The organism is Prevotella mikamonis (genome assembly GCF_055381405.1).
In genome coordinates this window covers 2,283,203-2,296,166 of record NZ_AP035785.1, presented here as the reverse complement: position 1 = coordinate 2,296,166, position 12,964 = coordinate 2,283,203, and the positions used below count along the sequence as shown (strand labels likewise).

The window sequence follows — 12,964 nt, the reverse complement described above, 5'->3', positions numbered from 1 at the left end:
CTTCGCTACTCCTTGTTCTTCTTCCAGTAGCGTTCTATATCTTCGAGCGACATGCCGGCAGTTTCGGGGATGTATTTCCACATGATATACAGATAGGGAAGACAGCATACCGCGAAGAGCAGGAACGTGCCGGTGGGCGTGAGATGGGCCAGCATCCAGGGTGTGAGCTGGCCAATGAGATAAGTTCCTATCCACAGTGCGAAGCCGGCAATAGACATGGCCAGCCCCCTGACGCGGTTGGGATACATCTCGGACAGCAGTACCCAGACGACGGCGCTGATGGAGATGGCGCAGCAGAACACGTAGAACAGGAAGAACGAGAGCATGAAATAGACTGAGAATGACTGCGGCGACATGAAGTAGACGGCTATGAGCAGCAACGAGAGTATCATGCCGCTGACACCGTAGTAAATCAGCTTGTGACGGCCCACCCTGTCTATGATAAGCATGGCAATGACGGTCGTACCCATGTTGACCAGTCCTACCAGTACCTGACAGAACAGCGGATTGCCTATGCCGGCTTCCTTGAAGATGGACGGGCCGTAGTATAGCACGGCATTGACTCCCATGAACTGTCCCAGAATGGCTATGCAGACGCCGAAGATGACAGCCTTCAGAATGGAGGGTTCGAGCAGCTCGGCCCATGCCACCTTGACCACCGACGAGAGCGTGGACTTGGTATCCTGTATCTGTTTATCCACATCTGCCGTATGGGTATAGATGTGCGAGAAGACGTTGCGGGCGTTGGCATCGCGACCACGTGTGATATACCATCGCGGACTTTCGGGGATAAAGAAGAGTATGGCGATGAATATGGCAGCCGGCAAAGACTCCATACCGAGCATGCCACGCCACACCTCCGAGACGAAGACGAGCTGCATCCACCCGTTGCCGAACGCGACTGTGTGGGAAATCTGTTCCAGAAAATAGTTCACAAGGTATGCTGCGAGGAATCCGATGGTCACGGCCAACTGGTAGCATGATACCAGACGGCCACGGTATTCGGGAATCGAAATCTCTGATATATACATGGGGGCGACGATGGAGACCACGCCGATGCCCACACCGCCGATGAATCTGTAGACGACAAGCCAGTTGAAATCGGGCGCAATGGCACATCCCACGGCCGAAATGAAGAACAGGATGGCCGAGATGAACATGGTGGGACGACGGCCGAGGCGGTCGCTTAGGATGCCGGCAAAGGCTACTCCGATGATAGAACCTATCAGGGCGCAACCCACAAACCAGCCCAGCTGCAACTCGTCGAGACTGAACTGGGCGGCTACTTGGTCGGTGGTGCCGGAGATGACGGCGGTGTCGTATCCGAACAGTAGACCTCCGGTGGCTGCTACAAGGGATAGGAATATGACGTATCCCATTTTGATGGCTGAATTCATAGTGAAGGTTTAATTTCGAAATATTCTGCGTATCGGTCGAAAAGATGATGGGCCTGGATGTAGGCCGACTGCGGACTCATGAAGTGAGAGAACTCGAAGGTAATGGCCTTGTCGTAGTGCTGGCGTTTGGCTGCTTCCAGTTTCAGACGCAGTTTGTCAAACTTGATGGGCAGGAAATGGATGGGCATGTCGCGGTCGAAGGTCTCGGCATTGGTCCAGCACTGCATGCCGTAGCGGTCGGCCAGCTTCTTGTTGACGGAGAAGAAGGCGTCCAGCTCGTCGTAATCAATGTGTCCGTCTTGGAAAGCACAGGCGTCGACGACGTCGTGTATGCCGTCGAATATCTCGTTCCATTCGCGTTCATGCTCCTGTACTGATACCGCTTGGTCATTCGTCAGTTTCGTCGTTCCCATCACAGCCTTCTTTCCGTCAATCCACGGAGAGATGAAGACGGGCAGTCCGCCCGACACATCCTTGCACTGCTTGCCCATAGTGTGGAAGGTCTCAATAGCTCCCTTGGTCTGCCGGCTAATTTCAGTACTGATGTACCAGCCCTTGAAACTCTTATGATGCCCATACTTCTGCCACACCTCATCGATGACATATTTGTTGTCTTCCAACTCCCGCGACATGTCTCCCGTGTCCCAATAGTGGCCGGAATCGTAGAGTCCGAAGTAGAATTTCATGCCGTACTTGTCGGCCAGGCGCAGATACATGTCGATGAGGTCGACCGAAGGCATGTAGCAACCCTTCTTCAACAGGTAGGCCGAGGGATAGGTGATGAACTTCCTGTAGCCCGAACGGATGACGATGACGGTATCAATACCGATGGATTTCATGTGTCTGAAATCCTGCTCCCACTCCTTTTCGCCCCAATTCTGGTGCGGTATGTCGTGTGAAATCTCGTCGAGGAATGTTCCTGTAATCTGTAATGCGTTCTTTTTCGGCACGATGAGACGCGAAGCCGGTGCAGCATTGGTGTTCAAGACCTTCGGCATGGTACGCTTCTTGACCGGTGTCGAGTTGACAGGATTCTCAGCCTTCAGAAGCTGCGGTGCAACTATGGCAGACGCACTTGCCAAAATTGACTTCTTTAAAAAATCTCTTCTGTTAGTCATGATATATAATATGGTGTATAATAGTTTGTGTTATTAATTGAGCGCAAGATACGAAAAAAAGTTATTATTAAATAAATATTTTTGGATTTCTAGTTGTATATTATTAATATTTAATATATATTTGCGAGAAATACTACAAAACTATTGTGGAATTTGAAGTTTTACATAATAATCGTGCCTATGAATGATTTGATATTTAAAAGTTTTTTCGACAGGGGTAAGACGTTGTTGCTTGCCTTCTTTTTGTTATCTTTTATGTCGATTTCTGCTCATGCTCAAAGCGTCATCAGTGGAAGTGTTAAGGATGGAATGGGCGAGCCTTTGACCGGTGTAACGGTTTTGGTTAAAGGCTCAAGTGCCAATGGTACTGTGACAGATATTGATGGACGCTATTCTCTCAAGGCGCAAAAACAAGATGTACTGGTTTTCTCGTATGTAGGACTGAAAACAAAAGAAGTTCCGGTTGGTGGAAAACGAGTGATTAATGTGGTATTGGAAGGCGACGAGACACTGCTGAATGATGTCGTAGTCGTAGGATACGGAACGGCGAAAAAGCAGTCTCTGACGGGTGCAGTAGCGGCTATCAAGGGTGACGAACTGCTGAAAGGACCGTCTACGAACGTATCGAGTTTGCTGGGAGGTAAGCTTCCCGGCCTGTCTTCTATACAAACCTCTGGAGAACCAGGCAATGACCAGGCATCGCTTCGTATTCGTGGTTCGGAGTATGGCGCTCTGTATATCGTAGATGGTATGCCACGTTCTATTAATGATATTGACCCTAACGACATCGAGAGTGTCTCTGTATTGAAAGATGGTGCAGCGGCCGCCGTGTATGGACTGAATGCTGCCGGCGGTGTGGTTATTGTCACAACCAAGAAAGGGCACGAAGGAAAGACTCAGGTAAGTTACGATGGGCAGTTTGGTGCATCGGTCAATGCCAACTTCCCGAAATTCATGAATGGTCCGGAATTTGCATACTATTATAATATGGCCGATATGATGGATCAGCTGGCCAATGGTACGATAGCTTCGCGCGATGACTACAAACCTATCTTTACCAAGAAGAATATAGAGGCAATGACCAATGGCGATCCTACAGACGGGTGGGACAACGTAGACTATATAGACAAAGTGTTTGGTACTGGAACGAACATCAAACACAACGTAACGCTGAGCGGTGGTACACCAGATACGCATTACTATCTGTCAGGTGGTTTCATGAATCAGAAGGGAAATATTGATAATTTCAATTATCGGCGATATAATATGCGTGCCAATCTGGACTCAAAGGTGGGTAAACACATAAAGATTTCCTTTGGTGCAGTGGGGACTGTAGGCCGTAAGAGAACTCCCGGCTACGCGGCCGGTGGTGCAGATGACGGGTCGGAAGGTTCTGGCGAAGTAGGTTGGTTGTCTATAGGTCACCAAGCTATCATGATGCGTCCATACCTTCCTATTCGGCACGAGGGAGTGTATACCGGTACTGTCCCCAACAATGCTTCAGTGGTTTACAGTCCATTGGCAGCTATTAACGAATCGGGATATAAGAAGACCAATAGTTTTGATTTGAACTCAAATCTCTCAGTAGAATATGCTGCTCCGTGGTTGCAAGGCCTTACTTTCAAGGCTACAGGGTCTTACGATTACACCTCTTCTAAGAATAAGAATCTGGATACTCCCTATCAGACTTACACGATGTCGCTGGCTTCTAATAACGCAGGCAGCTATGTTATGAATGCCGATCCACGTGGTTATACTTCCAACTATGTTGCTGATGGGCAATATACAGCCGAACAGCTGGTAGGACAGTTCTCTGTTCAGTATGCCAATAAGTTTGGCGACCACAATGTTGAGGCAATGGCTCTTGTAGAAGGGCGTGACTATAAGTCCAGTGGTTTCTCGGCTTATGCTTACCAGGTGCCTTTCGCAGAATTGCCGGAATTATCGTTAGGTAATCCTATCGTGAAGAACCCTATTTCCGGTTATAGTAGTCACACTCGCACAGCGGGTTATGTGTTCCGTGCAAAATACGATTATGCCAATACTTATCTGGCTGAATTCAGTGGCCGATATGACGGTTCGTACAACTTCAGTGGCAATGTCGGCGACAAGCGCTGGGGCTTTTTCCCATCTCTTTCTTTGGGCTGGCGCATCACGAATGAGAAATTCATGCAGGCTGCAAAGTCTTGGTTAGACGACTTGAAAGTTCGTGGTTCTGTCGGTATTCTTGGTAATGACGGTGTTCCGGCATTCTCATTTCTGAGTACTTATGGTATCGGTTCGAATCGCATCATTGGTGGTATGGCGGTCTCTTCACTGTATACGACGGCTATTCCCAATCCAGAACTGACTTGGTCGAAGACTCGTTCGCAAAACATAGGCTTCGATGCTACCCTGTGGGGTGGACTCCTGGGTGTGAGTTTCGACCTGTTCTATAACTTGAACTACGACCTATTGGCAGAAATGGGTGGTGACAAATCGCCCTCTATGGGTGGTTATTATGCCACATGGAAGAATAACAACCGTTATAGCAACTATGGTTTTGAGTGGGAAATTACACACCGCAATCGCTTTGTATTGGCTGGTAAACCTTTCAATTATCATACTAGCCTGAACATGACTTACGCCAATAGTAAATGGTTGCGCTATCCGGATAGCCCGAATACGCAGGAATGGTTGAAGGTTGTAGGTACGAATGTTGATGCTTACAGTGCGTGGGTAGCTGATGGTATCTACCGGTCGAATGAGGAAATAGACAATTCCGCTTGGTATGGCAGTCGTCCTAACCTGGGTGATATCAAATACAAAGACCTCAATGGTGATGGTGTCATTGATTGGCAAGACCGCGCTTATACAGCTCGTAGCAACCGTCCGCAAATCATGATGGGTCTCAATGTCGGAGCTACATGGAATGGTTTTGACTTGAATTTGCAGTTTACCGGCGGTTTCAAATTTGATGTCTCCTTATTAGGTACTTATTATAATGGTTACGATGACAACACTGTATGGTCTCAGACTTTCAAGGAAGGGGCTAACTCCCCATTGTGGCTGGTGCAGGGTTCGTATAGTATAGACAATCCAAATGGCGAATATCCTCGCATTACCCTCTCTCAAACAACGCATGGTGGGAATAATGGTCTGGCTTCTACATTCTGGATGCGTAAGGGCGACTACGTTCGGTTGAAGATGGCTCAGCTCGGTTATACCCTACCACAGAAGTGGACTCAGGCTATTCGGTTCCAGAGAGTACGTGTCTTCATCGAAGGTTCTAATCTCTTTACCATTGACAGTTTGCCTACAGGCATCGACCCGGAGTCTCCTCGTGTGAACAATGGATACTATCCACAGCAACGGACATTTATGGGTGGTGTAAATATAACATTTTAATTGAAGGAAGATATGAAAGCAAAATATTTAGGTCTAAGCCTGTTGGTTCTCATGGGAGTCTCGTCTTGTAATGAGTTTCTGGATATTAATCCAACAAACAAGGCTACAGAAAAAGTTGTGTGGGGTAGCCCTACTTATGCCGAAATGGCTGTGAATTATTTCTATGCCGACCTGGCCAGACTGGGTAGTTTTAATGATTATCAATGTGCGGCTGGTATGACGGAGGGACTTACCGATGAGTTCAAGTATGGAAACATGAACTACAATGCCGAAAATTTCATTCCCAATGAAATCTCTTATGGTGGTATCGTCATAACTCCCGGTTATGTAGATGTCTATATGGGTGTGTGGGGAACTACCTATAATGACATCCGAAGGGTCAATGAAAGCCTGAGTAAATTAAAAGCTTCTGGCTTTGCCGAGGATATAAAGAATCGTCTTGAGGGAGAGCTTCGCTTCTTCAGAGCAATGTATTACTTCGAATTGTTGAAGCGTTATCATCAGGCCATCATCTATACAGATGATATGAGCCAAATCACTACTGACAAAGCATTGTCGTCAGAAACAGATGGCTGGAGGTTTATTTCTGAAGATTTGAAGTTTGCCGGTGAGCATCTGCCTGTTAATACAAGTGCTACCGGTAGGCTTACGAGTGGGGCCGCTTATGCGTTGCTTGCGCGTGCCATGCTTTATTGTAAGCAGTGGACTGAAGTTCAGGGAGCCTGCGAAAAGATTTTCAAGATGGGCTATGAGTTGACTCCTGATTATGCTGATGCGTTTAAATCTGATAATAGTGAAGCCATCTTCCAGTACACGTATGATGCCAAGAATAGTGTTTCCCATACGTTTGACGGATACTATGCACCTGGTGGAGACCACAAGGTAGGTGGCAATACGATGTATGGAGCGTTTGCTACGCCTACTCAAGATATGGTCGAAGAATATGAATTAGCTTCGGGTGGCAAGGCTGACTGGAGTGCATGGCATACTAAAGCAGGAACAACCGAAGTTCCACCTTATGACAAACTTGAGCCGCGTTTCAAAGCTACGATTCTCTATAATGGTGCTACTTGGAAAGGTCGCACCATCGAACCTTATGTCGGCGGTACTGATGGCTGGTGCACATGGCAGGTAGATCCCACCACCGAGGGGCGTACTACAACAGGCTATTATCTGCGTAAGCTCGTCAATGAGAACCACGATTTCAAGGCATATCAGGAGAGTGAGCAACCTTGGATTGCTTTCCGTCTGGCCGAAGTCTATCTGAACTATGCTGAGGCTTGTTATCGTCTGAACAATAACAGTAATGCTATGGCGTATATTAATAAGGTGCGTGAGAGAGCTGGTCTGCCTGGTATCAAGGGGTTGAGTGGCGATGAACTTTTCCAAACGTTGCGGCATGAACGCAAGGTAGAGTTGGCCTACGAGGGTTTCTATTATTGGGATTTGCGCCGTTGGGGACTGGCTAGCAAAGAACTTACAGGCATTCGCCGCCACGGTTTGAAGATTGTAAAGAAAGCCAATGGCGACTTTGAATACTCTTACGTAGATGTTGATAATCAGGATTTGAATTACCCTGCCAAGATGGACCGTTTCCCTCTCCCACAGAGCGAGATACAGAACAATAGCGCGGTAGAGCAATTCCCTGAATGGAAATAAACTAAAGACTAGAAAATTATGAAACAACAATTTAAATATAAGTGCACTGCAATCTTAAAAGATTCATTCTTTATTTTGGTAGGTATGTTTCTTTTGAATAGTTGTGCTGAGGAGGAGTATGTTGCTCCTACAGCAAATCGTTCTGGTATTACGAGCTTGAAGGCTTATTTTGCAGATGGTGAGAACAAGGATAAGTTGGCTGTTGACTGGTCTATTGCCAATTCAGAGATGACAGATTACGTCATTCCCATTCCTTATTACTATCCGGATGAGAGCGATAATACCACGGAGAAGTATCTGGATTCAATGAAGGTTGTGGCTACGTTGGAGAATAATTGCACAATCAATCCATCAATCTCTGTGCTGAATCTGAATAAAAAGAATACCTTTACTTATACCGATCCGTATGGCAAACAGACCCCGATTACGATATCAGGCCAGGTAACTCGCTCCAACAAGTGTGCCATCAAGGCCATCACGATTCATCCATACGAGTTGTCGGGTATCATTGATGAAGAGAAGAAGACCGTCTCACTGGTTACCTTGGACGAGCTATCGGCTGCTACAGCCGAGGTCACTTTGTCGCCCCATGCCAGGATTTCTCCCGACCCGGCTGTGGCTCACAATCTTGACAACAACGACTTTACATTTACTGTTACAGCCGATAATGGCGTCGACAAGGCTGTGTATAAACTCGTAAAAGAAATCCCAAAGAAGCTACCTAATGGTTATCGCAAGGGTAGCGAGAAGCTGGTTTTCGAGAAGAGCATGTTGTCTCTTGGTGTTACAAAGCCCGACAATATCCATCCCACGCTTGCCGGTATGGGCAATTATGTAATATTGAATCTGGGCGACGGGTCGGCTCCCCAGTATTTCCAGAAGGCTACGGGTAATAAGCTAGGTACTGTCAATCTCGGTGCAGCAAAGGCCGATGGTGCCATTACCAGCGACGTTGCCGGCAATATGCTGATTTCAAACTATGCTGAGAGTGGACAAACACTCAAGATATTCAAAACCAATTCTGTAACCAAAGCTCCAGAGTTGTTTATCTCTTATCCGAACCAGCTGGGTGTAGGTTTGGGTTCACGTCTGCATGTCCAGGGCGATTTGAACAAAGATGCCATCATCACTGCTACGGTCGATAACTCCAAGAATGCTATTCGTTGGATTGTAAAGGGTGGCGTTCTCGGTACTCCTGAGAATATGCTCTTCGATGTCGGGAACGAATGGGGTGGTCAGGATGGCAATGCCAAAGTTGTAGCCTGTGGCACCGATGTTGCCTCCGGTTGTTTCTTCAACTATTATCAAGGCGGTGCATGCACCTTGTATCATGCGTCCGACTGGAAGACTTCCAAGGCGCTTGTTGCCGATGGTACTAGCAGTGCGTGGGGCTATAATACCGGCGCTATTGATACACGTACGTTCAATAACAGCAAGTTCCTGACTATTTTCGAGATTGGCTACTGGCCTAATTGGGGCTTGGCCGGAAACGTATTCCTGTACGATGCCGACTCTCCTTCGTCTATTACAGGTGAATTGAGGGGCAGCAGTGCCTTGAAATATGTGCACGAGGTCGGCGATGAGTATGGCGATGTAGGCCCTGCGGCTGGTGGCCGTTTTGGCGATGTATTGATGGTTCCGTCTGAAGACGGTTTCTTCATGCACATATTCTATGCTTCTAACACACACCTGTCTTTTGGCTGTATACAAATAGATTGTATTGATAAAAAATAACGATGAAGAAACTTAGATTCTTTTACTTGATAACTGTTGCCATTGTAGGATTTCTTTTTAGCTCCTGCGGTGGCGACAGCCATGAGAATGTGATAGACAAGTGGCCGTTTGAGAAAGAAGATTCGGTCATAGGTGCGAAGCCGCGTTATCTTTGGATTGATGCGGCTGCCAACTTCTCCCGATATGCCAATAGCAAGGAGAATATAGCTACCGACCTTCAAAAAGCCAAAGATGCCGGTATCACCGATATTGTGGTCGATGTGCGTCCCAGCATGGGCGATGTACTCTATAACACTTCTTATACCAGCCAAATCACTAAGCTGGATTATTGGGAGGGTGACCAATACAAGTTTTATGAGCGCACTGCTACGTGGGATTACCTTCAGGCTTTCATTGATGCCGGCCATAAGCTGGGTTTGAAAGTGAATGCCGGCTTCAATACCTTTGCCGGTGGATGCTTGTATGCCTATGGTCTTGGCGAACAGGGCATCGTATTCCGCGATGCCGAGAAGAAGTCGTGGGTCACAACGCTGAACCTGAAAGAGGGGCTGACCAACGAAATGGACCTGACATCTACCGACCCCGCCGACCCACAATATTGCGGAACGAAATTCCTGAATCCATGTAACGACGATGTTCAGCAATTCATTCTGAATCTGATTACCGACCTGTGTAAGTACGATATTGACGGGTTGTTTCTTGACCGCTGCCGCTACGATAATCTAGCATCTGATTTCTCCGAGGTCTCAAAAGAGAAGTTTATGCAGTACGCTGGTATCAGCAGTATGAATTTCCCTGATGATATCATGCCCCCCGGTACAACGTCATTACCCACTGCACAGCCTAAATATTTCAAGGCATGGCTATCGTTCCGTGCCAAGACTATCCACGACTTCGTGCAGCGAGTAGTCAGTCTGGCTCATGGACTCAAGCCTGCATTGAAAGTCGGCGTATATGTCGGTGGCTGGTATTCCACGTATTATGAGATGGGCGTAAACTGGGCCAGCAACACCTATCCGGTTGCCAATAAATATCCGGACTGGGCCGATGAGAATTATCAGAAGTATGGCTATGCTGATATGCTCGACTTTATGCTGATAGGGGCGTATGCTCCTGCCGACCAGGTATATGGTCAGGGCGAGTGGACGATGCAAGGATTTTGCCGGCAAGCCCGTCTGCTGCTGGGCAATAAAGTAAAGTTTGCCGGAGGTCCTGATGTCGGTAATCCTACCGGATTTGCCGATGGTAAAGCCAGCAAGGCAGTTGAGCAGTCTGTGGATGCCTGCATCAACGAGGGCGATGGTTACTTTGTTTTCGACATGGTTCATATCCGTCAATACAACTATTGGGCTTCTCTGAAAGCCGGAATCGACAAATATCTTAATTCCTTAAAACAGAAATGATGAACAGAAAGTGGTCTTTCTTGCTCGTATTGTTGTTGGGTTTCAGCGTCGGAGCTTTTGCCCAGACCTTGAAATTCAATGGCAATGGTGAGTTTAAAATCGTGCAGTTTACCGACGTACACTACAAAATCAACAATCCGAACTCGGTCGCAGCGCTGAAATGTATCGACGAGGTGCTCACCAAAGAGCGTCCCGACCTGATTGTCCTGACTGGCGACGTGGTGTATTCGTCGCCGGCCGACAAGACGTTGCTGGAGGTGCTGCACAGGGTCTCGGCGTACAATATCCCGTTTGTCTATCTCTTTGGCAATCACGACAGGGAATTCGGCATGACCAATGAAGCGCTGTACGACGTGGCGCGGGGAGTGAAAAACAACATCATGCCCGACCGCAAGGGGGGCGCATCGCCCGACTACACGCTGCGCATCAAGTCGCATCAGGGCAATCGGGATGCGGCAGTACTCTATTGCATGGACTCTCACAGCATGGCGCAAGACCCCTCGGTGGGCGGATATGCGTGGTTCACACACGACCAGATAGACTGGTATCGCGGGCAGAATGCCCAATTCACAGCTCTCAACGGAGGGAAACCATTGCCTGCGCTGGCATTCTTCCACATTCCTTTGCCCGAATTTACGATGGCCTCTACGCTCGAAAAAGCGGCTCTCCACGGCACGCGTATGGAGCCTGCCTGCCCTGCCGACATCAATACGGGCATGTTCTCGGCCATGAGGCTGGGTGGCGATGTGATGGGTATCTTCTGCGGACACGACCACGACAACGATTATTCCGTGATGTATAAGAACATACTGCTGGCCTACGGGCGGTTCACGGGTGGCAACACGGAGTACAACCACCTGAGCAACGGTGCACGCATCATCGTGCTCAAAGAGGGCGAGCGCAGTTTCAATACCTACATCCGACTGCGCAAAGGCGATGTTATTGACCGCACTACTTATCCCGGCAGCTATGTCAAGGACGATTGGCGGAAGCGCCCGGTAGAAGAGTAAGGTTGACCCGTAGACAAGAAAACGAGTTGACAGGTTATGCTTTAATGATTTTGGAATGAAGAAACAACAGCTGGCAATCATCGTCTTACTGATATTAGCCTGCCTGCCCACGGCTGCCCAGAACCGGTTGCAGCCGTGTGACAGGGGGCATTACAGGATTTGGCAACAGGTATTCGACCGGTATTACAACGAAGGAGCTTGGTATCAGTACATTGCAGAGCCGTCGTTTACTCCGCCTTATGCCTTGTATTTCCGTTACCCGAGGCAGGACAGGGAATCTTATGTGCTGGAACTGAAAAGTCAGGAACGCACCTATAAGATGCAGTGCGATACAACGGTCTATCTCCGATTGGCAGCCCTCATGGAGTATGCTGTGCATACAGCCCAGTTCCCCTTGTCGGGCAGGCTGGGCCTAGACGGTGTGCAATACTTCTTCTTTGAGCGCGACAAAGGAACGACCGTCTGGACGCCGAAAGTTCACAGCGCCACTGCGATGCTGACCGAAGTGATGGATAGCGTCTGCCAGGCTGTGAAGCAGAACAACCCCACTGCCCTTCGGCATCGGTCGACACGGGTAGATTCCCTGACTCGCTATTTCAAGTCGCTCATACCCGACGAGGAGCAAGCCGAAACCTCAGAGTCTTCGCTTGGAGGCGTAAACATGCACAATCAGCAGCTCAATGTCTATCTTGTTTTCCCCAAGACCACGGAGACGCCCGAAGCCATTGAGGCGAAATATAAATCGTTGTTCGTGGCTGTCTGTCGATGGTTGTTTCTCCATACCTCTGTAATAGACCTGAACGGACATATCGACATTACGGTAAAGCCGGACGAAGAGTTTGCCGGCCATGCGTTCAAGCAGTTGGAATGGAGACATTATCTGACCGTGAAGGAGAGCGACCTGACGGAGGAAAGGCTCATTGCGCTGTTGCACAAATACCTTGCCGACAGGGTGTACCAATAGAGAAGGGCGTCGCCGACAGGGTGGGTTGTCATGCCCGTGTGCCCCTTCTGCCATCGAGGTCGGCCTCATATCAAACCAAAGAAATCTATACCCGTTTTACTGCAGGGCCTTGGCAATGTTGCTGCCTAGGCTCTGCAGTATTGCTGCTGAGGCTTTGCAGTGTGGTTGCTCAGGCTCCGCAGTGAGCGGAGTGGGGCGAAGGTGGTTTTTCATCTTTTCACGATTAATTCATCAGGATTGCGATATAGTGTCGAAAATATTTTATAACTTTACCATCAGAACATTAAATTCA

8 protein-coding genes are annotated in these 12,964 nt (G+C 48.3%); 6 read left to right on the top strand and 2 right to left on the bottom strand.

Translation table 11 applies throughout. From position 1 onward, the window contains the following. Positions 1-5: 5 nt before the first annotated feature. Complete coding sequence (locus ACZ42L_RS09605; RefSeq protein WP_464715962.1) at positions 6-1,397, bottom strand: sugar porter family MFS transporter; 1,392 nt, start codon at positions 1,395-1,397, stop codon at positions 6-8. Further along, positions 1,394-2,515 carry a DUF4434 domain-containing protein gene (locus ACZ42L_RS09600; protein WP_464715961.1) on the bottom strand — a complete coding sequence of 374 codons (1,122 nt, stop codon included), beginning with the start codon at positions 2,513-2,515 and terminating at the stop codon, positions 1,394-1,396. Before ACZ42L_RS09600 ends, ACZ42L_RS09605 begins: the two co-directional genes overlap by 4 nt. A gap of 255 nt (positions 2,516-2,770) precedes the next feature. Between ACZ42L_RS09600 and ACZ42L_RS09595 the strand changes: the two genes are divergently transcribed. From ACZ42L_RS09595 to ACZ42L_RS09570, 6 genes are read left to right on the top strand one after another with little or no spacing between them, the layout of a single operon-like run. Next, positions 2,771-5,902 (top strand): SusC/RagA family TonB-linked outer membrane protein, encoded by a 3,132-nt coding sequence (locus tag ACZ42L_RS09595; protein WP_464715960.1) that lies wholly within the window; start codon positions 2,771-2,773, stop codon positions 5,900-5,902. A gap of 12 nt (positions 5,903-5,914) precedes the next feature. Then, positions 5,915-7,561, top strand: coding sequence for a RagB/SusD family nutrient uptake outer membrane protein (locus ACZ42L_RS09590; protein WP_464715959.1), 1,647 nt, complete (start codon positions 5,915-5,917; stop codon positions 7,559-7,561). An 18-nt stretch (positions 7,562-7,579) separates the two neighbouring features. Next, on the top strand, positions 7,580-9,295 hold the full coding sequence (locus tag ACZ42L_RS09585) for a DUF5018 domain-containing protein (protein ID WP_464715958.1): 1,716 nt from the start codon (positions 7,580-7,582) through the stop codon (positions 9,293-9,295). Between the two features lie 2 nt (positions 9,296-9,297). Further along, on the top strand, positions 9,298-10,698 hold the full coding sequence (locus tag ACZ42L_RS09580) for an alpha amylase family protein (protein WP_464715957.1): 1,401 nt from the start codon (positions 9,298-9,300) through the stop codon (positions 10,696-10,698). Next, on the top strand, positions 10,698-11,708 hold the full coding sequence (locus ACZ42L_RS09575) for a metallophosphoesterase family protein (RefSeq protein ID WP_464716996.1): 1,011 nt from the start codon (positions 10,698-10,700) through the stop codon (positions 11,706-11,708). Before ACZ42L_RS09580 ends, ACZ42L_RS09575 begins: the two co-directional genes overlap by 1 nt. 55 nt (positions 11,709-11,763) lie before the next feature. Continuing rightward, positions 11,764-12,672, top strand: coding sequence for a hypothetical protein (locus tag ACZ42L_RS09570; protein WP_464715956.1), 909 nt, complete (start codon positions 11,764-11,766; stop codon positions 12,670-12,672). Positions 12,673-12,964 lie beyond the last annotated feature (292 nt).